The following is a 16,883-nucleotide window of genomic DNA, read 5'->3' on the forward strand; positions in this document are numbered from 1 at the left end:
GCCGCTGTCGCTGGCTTAGCAGCACCGCGAAGCGAGCACGATACCCACGCGCGTGACCCGCCTTCCATGCAAAACGCCCTCCGACTGAAGGACAGTCGGAGGGCGTTTTTTGCTCCGTATGAGGAGCGGCAGGCGTCTTAGAAGGGGAACTTCGTGGTGCTGCGGTCCCAGAGGTGCACCGCGGCCGAGGCCAAGAGCGAGGCGCCGAGCATGTGAGCCAGCACCAAGAGGACCGGCAGGCCGGTGAAGTGCTGCACATAACCGATGATGCCCTGCAGGACCACGACGGCTGCCAGCAGGAGCAACGGGGTGCGCAGCTTCTTGTCGCTGGCGTTGCGGTACGCCAGCACGAGCGCGGCGATGATCGCCAGCACCAGGAGGTACACCGGAACCACATGGATACGGGTGACGATGTATGGGTCAAACATGTGGCGCGGAGCGTCAGCATCACCGGCGTGCGGGCCGGTGCCCGTGACGATGGTGCCCAGCACCAATGCCACGGCGGCGGAAGCAAAAATGACCCAGGCCAGGAAGCGTTGTGTGGTTCCGGCCGGTGCGCCCAGTGAGGTTTCGCCGCGGCGTAGTGCTCCGGTGCGGGTGACCAGCAAGGTGGCCGCCATGACCAGGGCTGCGGAGACCAAGAAATGCAGCGAGACGACCCACGGGTTCAGGCGAGTCCAGACTGTGATGCCGCCGATGAGCGCCTGCGCCGGGATGACGGCCAGCAGTGCGATGGCGAGCCGGAACACCGTCTTGTGGGTGGCGCGCATGCGCCAGAGGGAAACGATCATCGCCACCGCCACGGCGGTCAGGACGAAGGTCAGCAAACGGTTGCCGAACTCGATGAGTCCGTGGATGCCCATTTCGGCGACCGGAGTCATCGAGCCCGGGACACAGTTGGGCCACTGCGAACAGCCCAGACCGGATTTAGTCAGGCGTACTGCGCCACCGGTAATAATGATGCCAATCTGCGAGGCCAGCGAGGCGATGGCCAGCCGATGCACCGTATTGTTCACGGTGGTTGGCAACTTGTCCGCCAACCGGGCAATGAGGGCGGCAAATAGGGCGTACCAGCGAGTGCCGGAAGCGTTGGTGCTCATGGTGTAGTGCTCCAGGATGCTAGTTCCACTTGAACCAGCGGGTTGCGGCGAAACCGGCAATGATTGTCCATGCCAGCAGGATGAGGATGCCGGAAACCGAGGTGGTTCCGGAGATCAGTGCCGCGCGCAGGGAATCACCCAGGGCGGCGGAGGGCAAGAGGTCAACAAACGGCTGCAGGTAATCGGGGGCTCGAGTGCTCGGGAACAGGATGCCGCCGGCTGCAGCGAGTAGTACCCACGCCAGATTGGTGATGGCCAGGGTGGCTTCGGGCCGGACGGTGCCGGCCACCAATAATCCCAGCGCGGTGAATGCCGTCGCACCCAGGATGAGTAAAACGATGGCCGCGGGGATGCCCGCCGGTGCCGGTCGCCAGCCCATGAATGCAGCGAGTCCGCCGATGACCACCACCTGTAGAAACAGCACGGTCAGCACGGCGATGACCTTTCCGTAGATCAGGCCGGTGCGGCCCAACGGTGTGGTGGAAAGGAAACGCAGTACCCCATAACGACGGTCAAAGCCGGTGGCGATGCCCTGCCCGGTGAAGGCGGTGGACACCACGCAGAGCGCCAAGACGCCGGGGGTGGCGGCATTCACGGCACTGTCGGCAACATCGCTCAGCAGATCCGTGAGGACCAAGCCGATCAGCGCCAGCATGGGCAGTACCGCCGCAACAATGAGTTGTTCGCCGTTGCTGAGCATGCCCAGGGTTTCATAACGTCCCTGCAGCATGATGCGTTTGATGGTGCCCTGAGCATTGCTGGGGGCAGGCGGACGCTGCGTGCTAGTTCGCATGGTTTCCCTTGTCGGCAATTTCCAGGAACACGTCTTCAAGTGTTCTCGGCTGCATGGTCAGTGAGTTCGGCAAGATGCCTTCGCTGCTCCACCACCCGGTCAGCGCCGCGAGGTCAGCCGCACTGCGCACCCCATCAAAGCGGTAGTGCCCGGGCTTGGATTCGATCAGCTGCAGATGTTCGGGGAACGCTGGCAGCACCATGGCCGCGGTAGCGCTGAAGGTCACTGCCTGCGCGGGAGACTCGTTGGCCGCGTGCGCGGTGAGCTCGGCAACGGTGCCTTGAGCCACGTTGCGGCCATCATCAATGATGTAGACGTAGTCCGAGAGACGCTGAGCATCCTCCATCAAATGCGTGGTGAGCACGATGCACAGTCCGGCTTCGCGCAGTTCACCAATCAGGTCAAAAACAACTTGGCGTGACTGCGGATCGAGGCCGGCGCTCGGCTCGTCAAGGAAGATGACTTCGGGATTTCCGGCCAACGCGGCCGCCAGGGCAACACGCTGCTTCTGACCACCGGAGAGGCGCCGGATCGAGGTGGTGGAAAATTCGTTGATGCCCAGACGCTCAATGAGTGAATTGATGTCGGCCGGGCGCTCGTACATCGAAGCGACGTGTTCCAGTAAGGGAATCGGGCGCAGCGAGGGAGGCAAGCCGCCGTCCTGCAACATGACTCCCACACGTGAACGCAGGGCCGGGCTGGCTCCGAAGGGATCCTCGCCCAGCAGCCGGACGCTGCCGCCGTTGGTTTTGAGTAGGCCCTGCGCGCAGCCCAGTGTGGTGGACTTACCCGCACCGTTGGACCCCAGTAGGGTGGTGACGGTACCGGCGTGTGCTGTCAGGCTGATGCCATGCAAAACACGCACCATACGACCATCAAGGGCGGGTACGGGGCCGAAATCTTTGAGCAAGTCCTCGATAACGAGGCTTGGAGACACATTGGACACTCCGATATTCTATGTCACGTAGTAGAAGTCCTCGGCGGGCGTGAAGCCGTTCTGATTGCCCTCCGCTCGCGCGTGTGATGAACATCATCGGGGGGCGACTGGGAAGTAAGCGGTGCCTTACTAGACGGGGCCACTGTATTAGCGCATGCTTGTGTTGTGTATTCATCGAATAAGTCCGTGGCTGTCTCCGATGCCCCGGCGCCCCACGTTCCCGTAACGGGTGATGCCGAAGAACGCACCCGCGACCGCGTCCTGTATTCCGTCCTTGAAGACGGACCTATCAGTGCCGCCGAACTGGGCGAGCGCCTGGGCTTTACTCCAGCTGCCGTCCGTCGCCACCTTGATGCCCTCTCCAAGCAGGGGCTCGTTGAGGTCAAGCTTGTCGCCAACCAGCGCTCCGGCGCCGGGCGGCCGTCCCGCCGCTACGTGCTTTCGCACCGCGGCCAAACAAAAATGGGCAACGATTACCTCGACATCGCAACCGATGCGCTGACCGAACTTGGCCGTGCCGCCGGACCTGCCGCCGTTGAGGCGTTCGCCGCCCGCCGTTTTGCCGCCATGGAGCAGCGATATCGCCCGGCGGTTGAGGGAATCGAGGCACTGGAGGACCGTGCCGAGGCTCTGAGTGAAGTACTCAGTGCCGATGGTTTTGTTGCCTCCACTCGAAAGGTCGGGGCAGGTTCGCCCACGGCCACCATGCTCAGCGTTCAGCTGTGCCAGGGGCACTGCCCCATTCAAGATTTGGCCAGGGAATTCCCCGTCTTTTGCGAGATGGAAACCCAAGCCTTTTCCCGTCTGCTGGGTGTCGATGTGCGAAGGCTCTCGACACTAGCCAGCGGCGGGCATGTGTGTACGACCCACGTCCCCGTGGGCCGGAACCAAACTCCTCAGCCAGCTGAGAAGAGAACTCGAATCAAGATCACGAAGCAGGAGAGGCCGCGATGACGGATCAGATTGCCCCCGAGTCCACTGACGCCGGCGTGATTACCGAGATCTTGGAGAAGAACCCAGAACTCCAGGGAATCGGTAGTTACGAATACGGGTGGAGCGACAAGAATGACGCAGGTGCCAATGCGCGCCGCGGCATCAACGAAGACGTTGTCCGCAACATCTCGGAGCTCAAGAGTGAGCCCCAGTGGATGCTGGACATGCGCCTGAAGGGCCTGAAGTACTTCGACCGCAAGCCCATGCCTACCTGGGGTGCAGACCTCTCGGGCATTGACTTCGATAACATCAAGTACTTTGTGCGCTCCACCGAGAAGCAGGCAACCAGTTGGGATGACCTGCCCGACGACATCAAGAACACCTACGACAAGCTCGGCATCCCCGAGGCAGAAAAGCAGCGCCTGGTTTCCGGTGTCGCCGCCCAGTACGAGTCCGAGGTTGTTTACCACCAGCTCCGCGAGGATCTGGAAAAGCAGGGTGTCATCTTCCTAGATACCGACACCGCGCTGCGCGAGCACGAAGACATCTTCAAGGAGTACTTCGGCACGATCATCCCGGTGGGCGACAACAAGTTTGCGTCGCTGAACACCTCGGTGTGGTCCGGTGGATCCTTCGTCTACGTCCCCAAGGGCGTCCACGTGGACATCCCGCTGCAGGCCTACTTCCGTATTAATACGGAAAACATGGGTCAGTTCGAGCGCACCCTGATCATTGCCGATGAGGACTCCTACGTTCACTACATCGAGGGCTGCACCGCCCCGATTTACACCTCGGATTCGCTGCACTCGGCAGTTGTGGAAATCATCGTGAAGAAGGGCGCTCGCGTCCGTTACACCACGATCCAGAACTGGTCGAACAACGTGTACAACCTGGTGACCAAGCGCGCCGTCTGTGAAGAGGGCGCCACCATGGAGTGGGTCGATGGCAACATCGGTTCCAAGGTCACCATGAAGTACCCGGCCGTTTACCTCGTGGGTGAAGGCGCTCGTGGAGAGACGCTCTCGCTCGCATTCGCCGGCGAAGGCCAGCACCAGGACACCGGATCGAAGATGGTGCACATCGCACCGAATACCTCCTCGAAGATCGTCTCGAAGTCGGTCGCCCGCAACGGTGGTCGCTCAGCCTACCGCGGCCTGGTCCAGGTTCGCGAAGGCGCCAAGGGTGCACGCAACTCGGTCGAGTGTGACGCGCTGCTGGTTGACCAGATCTCGCGTTCGGATACCTACCCGTACATCGACGTCCGCGAGGACGACGTGACCATGGGCCACGAGGCAACCGTTTCGCGCGTCTCCGAAGAGCAGCTGTTCTACCTGATGAGCCGCGGCATGACCGAAGAAGACGCCATGGGCATGATCGTGCGTGGCTTCGTCGAACCGATCGCCCGCGAGCTCCCGATGGAGTACGCCATGGAACTGAACCGCCTCATTGAACTGCAGATGGAAGGATCCGTCGGTTAATCATGACTGATACCGCAACTCACTTATCGGGCGAAAAGGCCCGTCTCGGTGCACCCAGCATTTCCGGATTCACCGAAGAGGGCGAAAACCTTTCGCCCTTGAACGCAGCAGAAGTTTCCTCCCCGCTGGGCGGCGACGCCTCCAAGGCGCACAGCCACGGTGCCGGTGCGGGAATCCCTGACTCCTCACGCGCTGGCCGCAAGACCAGCTACAACGTTGAGGACTTCGCGGCGCTGACCGGCCGTGAAGAGGACTTCCGCTTCACCCCGCTCAAGCGCTTGGGCGGACTGCACAAGAACGAGCTCACCGGCGCGGCCCCCGAGGTGTCCTTCGTCGGCGCCAAGGCAGTCACCCTGGAAACCGTTGCCATGACCGACGCTCGCGTTGGCTCGGCCGGAATCCCGGAGGACCGGGTTTCTGCCAATGCGTGGAAGTACGCTGCAGAAGCCAAGGTACTGACCATTCCCGCTGACTCCAGCGGCGAAGAAGTCACCCTGACCTTCACCGGCACGTCCACCGAGGCTGCAGCCAGCCACCTGGTGGTTATTGCGGAAAAGAACTCCGAATCGGTGCTCGTCATCGACCACGTGGGATCCGCAGTATTGGCACAGAACATTGAGATTGATGTTCGCGAAGGCGCCAAGCTCACCGTCATCTCGCTGCAGGCTTGGGCCGATGACGCAATTCACGCCTCGGCACACCTCGCCAAGGTCGGCAAGGATGCGCACCTGAAGCACATCGCCGTTACCTACGGCGGAGACCTGGTCCGCGTGACCCCCTCGGCGCACTTTGAGGGTGAGGGTGGAGAAGTGGAGCTCTTCGGACTGTACTTCGCCGATGCCGGACAGCACCTCGAGCACCGCCTGTTTGTTGATCACGCCACGCCGAACTGCAAGTCCAACGTTCTGTACAAGGGCGCGCTGCAGGGCAAGGACGCGCACACCGTCTGGGTTGGCGACGTACTGATCCGCAAGGAAGCCAAGGGGACAAACTCCTACGAGGCGAACCGCAACCTGGTTCTCACCGACGGGGCACGCTCCGACTCGGTCCCCAACCTGGAAATCGAGACCGGCCTGATTGACGGTGCGGGACACGCATCGACCACCGGCCGCTTCAACGATGAGCACCTCTTCTACCTGATGGCTCGCGGCATCGACGAGAAGACTGCCCGCCGTCTGGTGGTGCGCGGCTTCCTGAACGAAATCGTGCAGCAGATCCGGGTTCCGGAGATCGAGGAACGCCTCGCCGAAACCATCGAGCGCGAACTGGCGGCCACGGACAGCTAGTCCGAGGCCTTCCTCCACCACAAAAAACTTTGTCGATTCACTTCGACTTTACGACTGAGAGAACGGACTCAAGGTATGTCTACTCTGGAAATCAAGGACCTGCACGTCTCGATCGAGACCGAGCAGGGCGAAAAGGAAATCCTCAAGGGTGTTTCCCTCACCATCAAGACCGGTGAAACTCACGCCATCATGGGCCCCAACGGCTCGGGCAAGTCCACCCTCGCCTCGACCATTGCCGGTCACCCGCGCTACACGGTCACCTCCGGCTCGATCACCCTCGACGGTGCCGACGTCTTGGAGATGAGCGTTGACGAGCGTGCACGCGCTGGCCTGTTCCTGGCCATGCAGTACCCGGTTGAGGTTCCTGGCGTTTCGATGACCAACTTCTTGCGCACCGCCAAGACCGCCATCGATGGCACTGCCCCGAAGCTGCGGACCTGGACCAAAGAGGTCAAGACCGCTATGGAAGCGTTGAAGATTGATGCGGAGTTCGCTTCGCGTAACGTCAACGAGGGCTTCTCCGGCGGCGAAAAGAAGCGCGTGGAGATCCTCCAGCTGGAGCTCTTCAAGCCCAAGTTTGCCATCCTGGATGAAACCGACTCGGGCCTTGACGTTGACGCGTTGAAGACCGTCTCCGAGGGTGTTAACCGCGCTCAAGAAGAGAACCAGATGGGCACGCTGCTCATCACTCACTACACCCGTATCCTGCGTTACATCAAGCCCGACTTCGTGCACGTCTTTGTTGACGGCAAGATTGCCGAGCAGGGTGGCGCAGAGTTGGCCGATCGCCTCGAGGAAGAGGGCTACGACCGCTTCCTGAACGTCCCGGCCTAGCCATGAGCGTAGAAAACGAAGCGGCCAGCGGGTCGACTGAAACCCAAATTGAGGACGTCGAAGAGGCGCTCAAGGATGTTATTGACCCCGAGCTCGGGGTGAACATCGTTGACCTCGGCCTGCTTTACGGGCTGAAGTATGCCGATGATGGCGCACTGCTAATCGACATGACGTTGACAACGGCTGCATGCCCGTTGACCGATGTCATCGAGGAGCAGGTAGCCCAGGCACTGGATTCGGTTGTCGATTCCTACCGCCTGAACTGGGTCTGGATGCCACCATGGGGTCCGGAGCGGATCACCGATGACGGTCGCGACCAGATGCGAGCCCTCGGCTTCAACATCTAGTCAGCATCGAGAAAACAAAGCGAGGCGCACTCCATGCGGAGTGCGCCTCGCTTTGTTTGTAGTAGTGGGGCAGTGCTTAGGCTCCGGGACGATCCAAGTCTTTGGCACTGAGGGTGTCACACTTGTTGATGTCCCCGGTGGAGTAGCCCTGCAGGAACCATGCCTGACGCTGATCCGAGGAACCGTGGGTCCAAACCTGCGGATTCACTCGCCCGGAGGAGGCCTCCTGGATCCGGTCATCACCGACGGCGGATGCTGCGGAGAGTGCCGAGCTGAGGTCGGCCTTGGAGAATGGCTCCAGGAAGGCGGTGCCGTTTTCGTCCTTGGTGTTTGACGCGTGGGGCCGCCCACATTCCGGCGAAGCAGTCGGCCTGCAACTCAACGCGCACCGAGCCGGAGGTCGCTCCCTTTCCGCCCTGCTGGGAGGCCGAGAGTGTGCCGATGGTGTTCTGGATGTGGTGCCCGTATTCGTGGGCGACCACGTACTCTTCGGCCAGTGGGCCACCATCGGAACCGTAGGTGCTGCTCAACTCGGCAAAGAATCCGGTGTCGAAGTAGGCCACCTGATCACCGGGGCAGTAGAACGGGCCTACAGCGCTGGTCGCCGTGCCGCAGGCGGTGTCCACCTGATCATCAAAGACCTCAACGCCGGGCTTCCGAACCTGGACGTCATATTGTGGCAGGTAGTCCAGCCAGAAGCTGTCCAGGGATTGCGTGGTTGCCAAGATTCGGCAATCGGCCCGAGCATTGGCATCCGCGCCGGTCTTGCACTCGGTGATGCTTGGCCCCCCATTTTCACCGGTGGTCTGTTCGGTGGTGGTGGAGCTGCCCAAGCCCAATTGCGTGAGCATGTCCGGGTTGATGCCTAAAAGTGCGGCAAGCAGCACCACGATGATGCCGCCACCACCCGCGGCAATCTTTGTACCGCGGCCGCGGCCGCGCGAATCCTTGATGCGTCCGGAATCCAAGCGTGCGTTGTCATTAAAACTCATGATTCATACACTACGTGCGCAAACCTCTTTTTGGCGCCGTGTCGCACAAGATCGTGGGGAGGCTTAGTTGCGTTCCATGATTCCACGCGCGGCCAATGCATCGGCCGTGCGCTGGGCGTAGGCAACGGTGTTGATGACCACCGGAGCGGCAAGAATGGCAGGGTTGCGCTTGATATCGCGGGCCTTGGCGGCGTCCGTGAGATCTTGTACGGAGGTAGCAATGGCCGGAATACTGCGGAGCATTAGTGCCACAGCCAGGGCGATGGTGGCAGGGTTGCCGCCGATGAATCGTACGGGGGCAGCGGCTGCCTCGAGTCCATCAAGCAGTGCCGACTGGGTGGTGGTCAGCAGGATCAAACGCCCGCATTGGATCACCGCGAGCATTCCACTGATGAGGCTCAGCGCGAAAAGCGGGGAATTAAGGATTGCTTGATAAATCCCCAAAATGGCGAAGACCCACCAGAGCTGACGCAGCGGTGCAACCCAGGCGCGCAATACCCTGGGGCCAGCGAGGGCAAAGAGGCCCACGCCGAACAAAAGAGCTCCGATGCCGACCGCGGGAATTCGATAGATCAGCACCGCTGCGCCGATGATGAGAACCACGAGGTATTTAGCCAGCAGCGGGGCTCGGTGGATCAGACTGGTGCCGGGCAGATAGTGCCCCAGTAACATCTGGTGGTTGGCGCTCACGGGGTCAGTCGTCCATCACGAACCAGCCGACGATACGTGGACACGGCCTCGGGGGCAGGACCATCAAAGATGATCTGTCCGTTGGAAACCAACAGTGCTCGGTCGGCTGAGGCGGCAAAATCCAGATCATGGGTGGCGTAGATGACCTGCTGCGTTAGTGCGTCGAATGTTGATTGAAGCAATTGGTTATTGGCCAGATCCAGCAGTGTGGTGGGTTCATCGGCCACCAAGATGCTCTGCCCTGCTGCCAATACGCTGCAGAGAGCCACTAGCTGACGCTCGCCACCGGAGAGGTCGTAGATGCTGCGGTGAGCCAGATGTTCAAGGCCGAGCGTGGCGAGGGCGCGTTGCGCGGCCTCGGTGCGCTGTGCACGGTTCTTGTGGCTGGCCTTCAGCGATAGCTCAACGTCTTCAATCACGATGGGCATCACCAATTGCGAGAGCGGATCGGTGAATAAAAACCCCACCCGTTGACGCACCGCCTTGGCCTGCCCGACGGTGTTAAACCCCTGGACGTCCACCGATCCGGTAGAGGGGGAAACCAACCCATTGATCAAACGCAGCAACGTGGATTTTCCCGAGCCGTTGGCTCCGATGACGGCGATCCGAGGCTCGCTGAGTTCAACGGTGCAGGGGGAAAGGACGGTGCGCTCAGGCATAGACGGGTCTTCGGACGGAATGGATACGCCCGCAAGGTTAAATCGGATCACGCTTAACGGTATTCCCTGCTGGTGGTGTGGAGCGAATGTGGGTTGAGCGCGAGCCGCGCGGACTAACTCTGGTAGCGGCGGCGGGCGAAGGCGGGGAAGGCCTTGAACACGCTCACGGCAATCGCGGCGGCCAACAAGTTCTTCACCACGTCACCCGGCCAATAGGCCATGTCAAGGATGAAGGCCTTGCCCAGTGGGATCTGCGCATTGAGGCTCATGCCCAGGATGCCCATCGGGTGGATGATGAGAATCGATCCGCCCATGGCGGCCAAGAACAGGAAGAGAAAGCGGAATCGGCGTACCTTGCGTAACACGAGTGTCGCAAGGGCTCCGGTGACTAATGCGGCGATGGGGAAGGCCAGCAGGTAGCCGGCGCTCGGTGCGGCCAAGGAACCAACGCCGCCGGAGAATTTGGCGAAGATGGGTACTCCCGCCAGTCCCACTAGTAGGTATAGCCCGGTGGCGGAGAAGCCGCGGAGGGATCCAAGGATGAGCGCGGTGAGAGCCACACCCATGGTTTGCAGGGTGATGGGGACACCTAATGCGCCGACCGGAACGGCCGGGACCAGCGTGAGCACGGCGATGAGCGCGGCGAAAACGGAAACGAGGGCAAGATCGCGGGCGCCGATGCGCGGAGTAGTTCCGGAGATCCGCTGCGTGGGTGAAGTCATCGTGTGGTTCCTGACGGTGGAAATAATGGGGCCAATCGTTGGGCGGCCCGCAGGGAGTATGACGCTGAAAAGAACAATACTTGAACGTCGTTCAAATATCTTGATCACTGTTCAAGTATTTCGTCACACAAGACCTATTGGAGCATCGAAGTCAGTCGCGCTAAGTTGTCAGCAGTGCGCTGCCACAGCGGCCTGGCCAGCCATTCTTCGAGGTGCAGCTCGCATGAACGCTCCCGATAGCCGTCCTGAACTGCCAACAGATTATTGAGCAGTTCCGGGCCGTGGAGCAGCACCGAGACTTCCATATTAAGTGAAAACGAGCGCATATCCATGTTGGACGAACCAACAATTGCCACCTCGTCGTCGATGGAGAAATGCTTGGCGTGGAGCACCTTGGGGGCGCGGTACAGATAGATGCGAACCCCGGCACGCAACAATGCCTCGTAGTAGGAACGCTGCGCATGATGAACTAGGGCTTGGTCCCCGATCTCCGAGACAAAAAGTTCAACCGGAACTCCGCGTGCTGCCGTAGTTAAGATCGCTAACAGGATTGATTCGTCGGGAACGAAGTAGGGGCTGGTGATGGAAACGCGCGTTGTGGCCTGATGGATCATCAACGTGAAGAGCTTCAGGCTGTTGTCGTTTTCGAAGCTGGGACCACTGGGTAACACCTGGGCATCAATATTTCCATTCCACGTTGGTGCACCGCTGCTCGGCGGGCGCAGCTCTAGCAGTGTTCCGGTTTCGCTATACCAGTCGGTGATAAAAACAGCGTCGAGTTCACGTACCGCAGGGCCCTCAATACGCATCATCAGTTCGTGCCAGGTGAGCCCGCGTCGGATGTTTTTGGCCTTGTGGTACCGCGGTTCGATGAGGTTCATAGAACCGGTGAATCCTACCGATCCGTCGATCACCAGAAGCTTGCGGTGATTTCTCAAATCCGGACGTTGCCATTGCCCCCGCCAGGGACGCAACGGCAACATTTGATGTAGTTGCGCGCCAATAGAATCCAAAAACCTGATGGTCTCTCTGCGTCGCGGATACATCAGCGAGGCCACATGATCAACTAATACGCGCACCTGCACTCCGCGTTCGCATGCGCGGGACAGCGCATCAAAGAACGGCGCTGTGGCATCGTCGAGAACTCCGATGTAAAACTGAACGTGAACATGTTCCTGCGCGTCATCAATGGCTTCGGCCATCTCCTTGATGGTGCCTAGATAATCATCATTTAGTGTGATCCGATTCCCGCCCACCATCGGCAGGGCGCCGAGCGCCATGTTCAGTTCGGCCGCGGAGCTGAGCCAGTCTGGCCATAAAGGCGAATGAGTTTTAGGCCAGGAGTCACCGGTACGGCGGAGCATCTGCTCATTGACCTCGCGCTGCTTGGCCCGGCGATGGGCGGGGAGTCGTCCAAAACCGATCAGCAGGTAGGCAGCGACGCCCAGAAAGGGAATAAACACGATCATCATGACCCAGGCGATGGCCTCGGCCGGCTTGCGGTTGCGAGAAACCAGCACCGTGGCTAATAATCCCAAGACCACGTGGGTGATGCCGAGCAATAACGCCCAGATATCGATCTCGCTCATCGGTTTGCCTGCGCCGGAACGATGACCTTCTTGATGATGAGCAAGAGAGCCGCGCTGGCGGGACAGGCAACTAGTGCGCCCAGCAGGCCAGCCAGTGTGCCACCGGCCATGGCCCCAATCAGCACCATGGAGGCGGGGATACTGATCGCCTTGCCTACCACGCGTGGGGTCAGGACGTAGGCCTCAACCTGCATATAGATAATCATGACGAGCAGGACCGCCAACGCGGTTCCTGGGGAATGGAAGAGGGCTACTGCGGTGACGATCGCGGTGCTGATGACGGATCCGATCAGCGGGATCATGGTGATCGGCAGCGCCAGTACCGCAAGAACGGGTGCGAAGGGAACCTGCAAGATGGTGAGGAGGAGGAAAGTGAAGGTCGCGTTGATGGTCGCCAGAATCGCCATGCCGCTGAGGTAACTGCCCACGGAAGCGGCGATCTCTTCGGCAATTTCCACCGCCGCAGCGCGCCGGCTGGCGGGTATTAAGTCGTAGAACCCATTCTTGATGGCATCCAAGCCGATGACGAAGTAGAGCGTCAGCATCGTCACGAAGAGCACCGCGAAGACGCCATTGGCCACACCGAAACCGGCTTTAAGCGCGCCATTACCCAGAGCAACCCACAGCACCGGATCGCTGACCGCGCGCTGTAACCATTCGATGCCGGGCACCAGTGCGCCGTCGAGCGTGTCATCCAGCGCCATGAACCAGCTTTGGGATTCGATCCCTTCCAATCGGCCGGGCAATGAGACTAACAACGCGCTGCCCTCGGTCACCAGCAGCGGGACAATAAGGCACAGGACCGCTGCCCCGAAGAGAACGATGGCGCCGGCGACGCAGAAAACTGCTCTAACCCTGCTCATGCCCAGTCCGGCGAGTTTGCGCACCACCGGGTCCAATCCCAGAGAAATGAAAAGCGAGACGAATACCAACGTCAGTACATAGGTCAGTGATACGACGGCCGCGCCCAGAGCCAGAGCAGTCAGCACTCCCAATGTCACCACGAACCCCGCGCGAAAGGTGAGTTTCATGTTGCTGGCGCTCCTTGTATGAGTGCGGTGTAGGGATGCCCCCCACTTGCACGACTGTAGACGATCATCACATCTGGGTGAATACAGCGCGCTGAACGGCAAACGGGCAGAATAGAGACATGGACATGAATGATGGGACATTGCAGGACCTGAGCGTGGGACAGGTAGCGGCGCGTTCGGGGGTTGCCGTCTCGGCCTTGCATTTCTATGAGCGTGCGGGGCTGATCGCCTCACGGCGTACCGCCGGCAATCAGCGTCGCTATGACCGTAGCGTGCTACGCCGGGTGGCCGTCATTCGCGCGGCCCAGCGGGCGGGAATTCCGTTGAAGTCGATCGGAGAGATCTTTGCTGGACTGCCTAACGATGTTGCTCCCCTCAAGGAGGACTGGCAGGAAGTCTCCGCCGCATGGCGTGAGGATTTGCAGGAGCGGATCCACCAACTTCAATCCCTGCGTGATGGTTTGGGTGGTTGCATTGGTTGCGGTTGCCTTTCATTGGCCGAATGTGGCTTCGTGAACCCTAACGACAAACTGGCCGATGAACTTGGTGGGGCCAGGTTGTTTAGGGATGACGACTCAATTTGACCTCAACCTTGGTTGAGGTTCTAGCGTTGAGGGAGTAGAAGGTCGTCCCCGCCCATGCGGGGATGCTCAATGAAAGGATCTCCACACCCGCCATGCAAATCCTGAACCGGTCCGAGTTGGTGGCCGAGCAATTTCGTCTCGCCTTTGGGAACCATCCCGCAGGTGTCGCTGTCGTCACGGCCAGCGGAGCTCGGGGGCCGGTCGGGATCACCGTTTCGTCGCTGATTTCCGTATCCGCTGATCCCGCGTATCTGGCCTTCAGCGTCGCCCGGGTCGCGGGTTCGGCCGAAGTGATCCTTCAGGCCAAGAGCATAGTTGTTCACCTGCTAACAGCGAGCAACGCCGAGATCGCCGCGTTGTTCTCTCGTCCAGGGGCGCAGCGATTTGCGCAACTCCAACGGTGGGAAGAATTATCCACCGGAGAACCACTCATCCACGGAGTGGGAGCAGCCCTGCGTTGCACCATCGAGTCCCGGGTCGAAGCCGGGCCAGCCACATTGGTGGTTGCCTCAGTTATGGAGATCCTTGACGGAGAATCCCTTGCCGCGCCGCTGGTCTATCACCGGCGCGGCTATCACAGCATCGGTGAGCATTCCCGCCTCACCGCTTGACCAGACCCCCGAAAACCGGGTGTTCTGGGGTCCACGAAACACGATTTGAGGAGTCATTTTGGCTATTTATACCTTGCCTGAGCTGCAGTACGATTACGCCGCTTTGGAGCCGAATATTTCGGCGCGGATCATGGAGCTGCACCACTCCAAGCACCACGCTACGTATGTTGCTGGGGCGAATACTGCGTTGGAGCAGTTGGCTGAGGCTCGCGAGAAGGGTGAGTTCGGGGCGATTCCGAAGTTGTCCAAGGATTTGGCGTTCCACTTGGGTGGTCACACCAACCACTCGATTTTCTGGAACAACTTGTCTCCGGAGGGTGGCGATAAGCCCGAGGGTGAGTTGGCTGCTGCGATTGATGATGCTTTTGGTTCTTTTGATGCTTTCCGTGCGCACTTCACTGCTGCTGCGATGAGCTTGCAGGGTTCGGGTTGGGCGTTGTTGGGCTTTGAGGGCTTGGGTGGCCAGTTGGTCATTGAGCAGCTTTATGATCAGCAGGGCAATGTTCCGGTGGCGACGACTCCGTTGTTGATGTTGGACATGTGGGAGCACGCTTTCTACCTGGATTACGTGAATGTTAAGGCCGACTATGTGAAGGCTTTCTGGAACATTGTGAATTGGGCGGATGTGTCGGCTCGTTTTGATGCTGCGCGGGCTGGTGCGGCGAAGCTGATCGTCCCCGGCAAGTAACAGGCACTAAAACTAAGTCGGGCGGCTCTGAAGCCGGAGAATTTCTCCGCTAACAGAGCCGCCTTTTTGTGCAATTTATCAAGGAGCAATGTGCGAACTCAGAACCGCGATGAAGAACCCGATCCGGAGAAGCTGCCACCACTGGAGCCGTATCCGGTGCTCCCGCCGGAAGAAGTACTAGGAGAGCGACTTTCCTGAACACTGGAGCGGCCCGCCCTGAAACCGCTACTCAGGCCGATCACCGACCAGAATCTGGTCGAAGGATACACCGTTCCCAGAATGCTGTGCTCCGAAGCTCCGCTGGCTTTTGAGGCATCTGCCGATCCCATGGCAGTGCGCATGAGTTCGGCCTCCTTGGTCGTTTTGGCGTATTTTTTGATCATGGTTTCGGAGTGCTGCTTCAGCAGTTCTGTTAGTTCTTCACGGGACGCAGCGATCTTGTCCAGTGCGTCTTCCGGGGTCAACTCTCCGGAGCTAATATCGGCTGCCCACTTGTCCATTTGAATGGCCGTCAAGGATTCAAATCTGCTCAGGGCGAGCGCTGAGGCGGATTGCGGATCAGAGTCTTTGTCTGCCAAGAGTTGTTGGATGGCGGTGAGGTCCTCGCGTAGGGGAACCAGCTGGCGATCCCACGCTGCGCCCCAGCCCGATCCCATGTTAAGCAACATATTGGTATCGGCAATGACATCATCGAGGCGGTCTAGCTCCGTTGCTTTCGTGGCGAATTTTTCTAAGAGAAGTGCCGTTCGTTTGCTGTTAAGGTCTTTTGTCGTCAATGCCTCGGCCGCGTGGCTCTGCTTTGTCAGTTGTGCATAAGCAACCATGAAACCGCGGTATTTTTCCAGAACTAGGCTCCCGTAGCGCGATGAACTATTGATGGTCTTGGCATTAAGCTCGGTGACTTCCAGATCCATGCTCACGTTCGCGTAGCTGGTATTTGCGGTTTGCAGTGCCTTTTTGGAGCGGTTCCGATAGATTCTGCGGACAGCCAGGGTGCTGCCCAGCGATATGCCACCAGTCACCACGAGAATACCCGTCCAGATATAGAGCACGGGAGACTTGTACCAGGGGCGATTCATCAATTGTGCTGCGCGTTCAACGCCCGCGATCGTCGCGTCGGTCCACTGAGCCTCGCGCAGTAGTTCTTTCGTGGATTCTTGGATGTCGTCACGTTGACTGGGTGAGACCTTGCGGTCTTCTCCGAAGTAGGTGCCTACCTGACGCCCCGATGTGTCTAGTGCAAAAATGAATAACGAGTCCGCCCATTCTTGCCGGTTTGAACTGAGCCACTCGGGATGGGCTTCGCGGGCGAAACGCAGCACCTCCTCATTGAGGTTGTCGTTGGGGTCACCGGCACGGGTATAGATGACGACCTTGGTCGGCTCGTTGAAATTGATCTCTTCGATGGCAGGAATCAAGGACTTTGATTCCAATGATCCAGCAGTGTCTTCAACGACGATGTCCGCCGCCGCGACGGCCTGCGCCGCAGGCGCTCCCGTCAATAGCAACAGGGCCGCCACGGCCAGTGTGGTGTATATCGTTCGCATGTTATGCCGTTCCTCGGATGCAGTCTCTGCTTTGCACCTTAGCTGGATTACCCCAACCGATC

The 16,883-nt window shown here is 59.8% G+C and carries 17 protein-coding genes and 1 pseudogene; 8 read left to right on the forward strand and 10 right to left on the reverse strand.

All coding sequences use genetic code 11. From position 1 onward, the window contains the following. Positions 1 to 137: 137 nt before the first annotated feature. Genes KUF55_RS07590 through KUF55_RS07600 form a run of 3 tightly spaced genes read right to left on the reverse strand, consistent with a single transcriptional unit; the run spans position 138 to position 2,839 of the window. Complete coding sequence (locus tag KUF55_RS07590) at positions 138 to 1,100, reverse strand: heme A synthase (RefSeq protein ID WP_218818475.1); 963 nt, start codon at positions 1,098 to 1,100, stop codon at positions 138 to 140. Positions 1,101 to 1,119: 19 nt separating this feature from the next. Continuing rightward, a complete protein-coding gene (locus tag KUF55_RS07595) occupies positions 1,120 to 1,893 on the reverse strand; it encodes an ABC transporter permease (RefSeq protein WP_132365276.1) in 774 nt (257 codons plus the stop codon). After that, positions 1,883 to 2,839, reverse strand: a complete 957-nt coding sequence (locus tag KUF55_RS07600) for an ABC transporter ATP-binding protein (RefSeq protein ID WP_218818476.1) — start codon at positions 2,837 to 2,839, stop codon at positions 1,883 to 1,885. Before KUF55_RS07600 ends, KUF55_RS07595 begins: the two co-directional genes overlap by 11 nt. 156 nt (positions 2,840 to 2,995) lie before the next feature. On the opposite strand from KUF55_RS07600, the gene KUF55_RS07605 reads away from it, so the two are divergent. From KUF55_RS07605 to KUF55_RS07625, 5 genes are all read left to right on the forward strand, one after another. Continuing rightward, positions 2,996 to 3,784 (forward strand): metalloregulator ArsR/SmtB family transcription factor, encoded by a 789-nt coding sequence (locus KUF55_RS07605; RefSeq protein WP_132365277.1) that lies wholly within the window; start codon positions 2,996 to 2,998, stop codon positions 3,782 to 3,784. Further along, entirely contained in the window at positions 3,781 to 5,241 is a 1,461-nt protein-coding gene (sufB, locus tag KUF55_RS07610) for a Fe-S cluster assembly protein SufB (protein ID WP_132365278.1), read from the forward strand. The genes KUF55_RS07605 and sufB overlap by 4 nt, the downstream gene beginning before the upstream one ends. A 2-nt stretch (positions 5,242 to 5,243) precedes the next feature. Next, a complete protein-coding gene (gene sufD / locus KUF55_RS07615; RefSeq protein ID WP_218818477.1) occupies positions 5,244 to 6,527 on the forward strand; it encodes a Fe-S cluster assembly protein SufD in 1,284 nt (427 codons plus the stop codon). Positions 6,528 to 6,602: 75 nt separating this feature from the next. Further along, entirely contained in the window at positions 6,603 to 7,361 is a 759-nt protein-coding gene (gene sufC / locus KUF55_RS07620; protein WP_218818478.1) for a Fe-S cluster assembly ATPase SufC, read from the forward strand. 2 nt (positions 7,362 to 7,363) lie between these two features. Beyond that, entirely contained in the window at positions 7,364 to 7,708 is a 345-nt protein-coding gene (locus tag KUF55_RS07625) for a metal-sulfur cluster assembly factor (protein ID WP_132365281.1), read from the forward strand. 76 nt (positions 7,709 to 7,784) lie between these two features. On the opposite strand, the pseudogene KUF55_RS07630 reads toward KUF55_RS07625, so the two are convergent. The 6 genes and pseudogenes from KUF55_RS07630 to KUF55_RS07655 all read right to left on the reverse strand — a co-directional run bounded on the left by KUF55_RS07630 (position 7,785) and on the right by KUF55_RS07655 (position 13,391). Continuing rightward, positions 7,785 to 8,700, reverse strand: a pseudogene (locus KUF55_RS07630) (neutral zinc metallopeptidase). Between the two features lie 63 nt (positions 8,701 to 8,763). Next, positions 8,764 to 9,390 (reverse strand): energy-coupling factor transporter transmembrane protein EcfT, encoded by a 627-nt coding sequence (locus KUF55_RS07635; RefSeq protein ID WP_218818479.1) that lies wholly within the window; start codon positions 9,388 to 9,390, stop codon positions 8,764 to 8,766. Next, positions 9,387 to 10,049, reverse strand: a complete 663-nt coding sequence (locus KUF55_RS07640) for an energy-coupling factor ABC transporter ATP-binding protein (protein ID WP_218818480.1) — start codon at positions 10,047 to 10,049, stop codon at positions 9,387 to 9,389. The genes KUF55_RS07635 and KUF55_RS07640 overlap by 4 nt, the downstream gene beginning before the upstream one ends. Before the next feature lie 113 nt (positions 10,050 to 10,162). Beyond that, a complete protein-coding gene (locus tag KUF55_RS07645) occupies positions 10,163 to 10,771 on the reverse strand; it encodes a biotin transporter BioY (RefSeq protein WP_132365285.1) in 609 nt (202 codons plus the stop codon). A 134-nt stretch (positions 10,772 to 10,905) separates the two neighbouring features. Next, on the reverse strand, positions 10,906 to 12,360 hold the full coding sequence (gene cls, locus KUF55_RS07650; RefSeq protein WP_218818481.1) for a cardiolipin synthase: 1,455 nt from the start codon (positions 12,358 to 12,360) through the stop codon (positions 10,906 to 10,908). Then, entirely contained in the window at positions 12,357 to 13,391 is a 1,035-nt protein-coding gene (locus KUF55_RS07655) for an AI-2E family transporter (RefSeq protein ID WP_132365287.1), read from the reverse strand. The genes cls and KUF55_RS07655 overlap by 4 nt, the downstream gene beginning before the upstream one ends. A gap of 119 nt (positions 13,392 to 13,510) precedes the next feature. Between KUF55_RS07655 and soxR the strand changes: the two genes are divergently transcribed. From soxR to KUF55_RS07670, 3 genes are all read left to right on the forward strand, one after another. Continuing rightward, positions 13,511 to 13,975 (forward strand): redox-sensitive transcriptional activator SoxR, encoded by a 465-nt coding sequence (gene soxR / locus KUF55_RS07660; protein WP_218818482.1) that lies wholly within the window; start codon positions 13,511 to 13,513, stop codon positions 13,973 to 13,975. Between the two features lie 92 nt (positions 13,976 to 14,067). Beyond that, positions 14,068 to 14,586, forward strand: coding sequence for a flavin reductase family protein (locus KUF55_RS07665; RefSeq protein WP_218818483.1), 519 nt, complete (start codon positions 14,068 to 14,070; stop codon positions 14,584 to 14,586). A gap of 58 nt (positions 14,587 to 14,644) precedes the next feature. Further along, positions 14,645 to 15,274: a superoxide dismutase gene (locus KUF55_RS07670; RefSeq protein ID WP_168151551.1), complete on the forward strand. Its 630-nt coding sequence runs from the start codon at positions 14,645 to 14,647 to the stop codon at positions 15,272 to 15,274. A 98-nt stretch (positions 15,275 to 15,372) separates the two neighbouring features. Here the strand turns inward: KUF55_RS07670 and KUF55_RS07675 are convergent, their stop codons facing one another. Continuing rightward, positions 15,373 to 16,821 (reverse strand): DUF5129 domain-containing protein, encoded by a 1,449-nt coding sequence (locus tag KUF55_RS07675; RefSeq protein ID WP_218818484.1) that lies wholly within the window; start codon positions 16,819 to 16,821, stop codon positions 15,373 to 15,375. Between the last annotated feature and the right edge of the window lie 62 nt (positions 16,822 to 16,883).

Origin of the sequence: Paeniglutamicibacter sp. Y32M11, assembly GCF_019285735.1 — a bacterium.
GTDB lineage: Bacteria > Actinomycetota > Actinomycetes > Actinomycetales > Micrococcaceae > Paeniglutamicibacter.

What these genes read in the sequence shown, in the direction of transcription:
- KUF55_RS07590 (WP_218818475.1), bottom strand. Translation starts at nt 1,100, where the DNA reads ATGAGCACCAACGCTTCCGGCACTCGCTGGTACGCCCTATTTGCCGCC.
- KUF55_RS07595 (WP_132365276.1), bottom strand. Translation starts at nt 1,893, where the DNA reads ATGCGAACTAGCACGCAGCGTCCGCCTGCCCCCAGCAATGCTCAGGGC.
- sufB (WP_132365278.1), top strand. Translation starts at nt 3,781, where the DNA reads ATGACGGATCAGATTGCCCCCGAGTCCACTGACGCCGGCGTGATTACC.
- sufD (WP_218818477.1), top strand. Translation starts at nt 5,244, where the DNA reads ATGACTGATACCGCAACTCACTTATCGGGCGAAAAGGCCCGTCTCGGT.
- sufC (WP_218818478.1), top strand. Translation starts at nt 6,603, where the DNA reads ATGTCTACTCTGGAAATCAAGGACCTGCACGTCTCGATCGAGACCGAG.
- KUF55_RS07625 (WP_132365281.1), top strand. Translation starts at nt 7,364, where the DNA reads ATGAGCGTAGAAAACGAAGCGGCCAGCGGGTCGACTGAAACCCAAATT.
- KUF55_RS07640 (WP_218818480.1), bottom strand. Translation starts at nt 10,049, where the DNA reads ATGCCTGAGCGCACCGTCCTTTCCCCCTGCACCGTTGAACTCAGCGAG.
- KUF55_RS07645 (WP_132365285.1), bottom strand. Translation starts at nt 10,771, where the DNA reads ATGACTTCACCCACGCAGCGGATCTCCGGAACTACTCCGCGCATCGGC.
- cls (WP_218818481.1), bottom strand. Translation starts at nt 12,360, where the DNA reads ATGAGCGAGATCGATATCTGGGCGTTATTGCTCGGCATCACCCACGTG.
- KUF55_RS07655 (WP_132365287.1), bottom strand. Translation starts at nt 13,391, where the DNA reads ATGAAACTCACCTTTCGCGCGGGGTTCGTGGTGACATTGGGAGTGCTG.
- soxR (WP_218818482.1), top strand. Translation starts at nt 13,511, where the DNA reads ATGGACATGAATGATGGGACATTGCAGGACCTGAGCGTGGGACAGGTA.
- KUF55_RS07665 (WP_218818483.1), top strand. Translation starts at nt 14,068, where the DNA reads ATGCAAATCCTGAACCGGTCCGAGTTGGTGGCCGAGCAATTTCGTCTC.
- KUF55_RS07675 (WP_218818484.1), bottom strand. Translation starts at nt 16,821, where the DNA reads ATGCGAACGATATACACCACACTGGCCGTGGCGGCCCTGTTGCTATTG.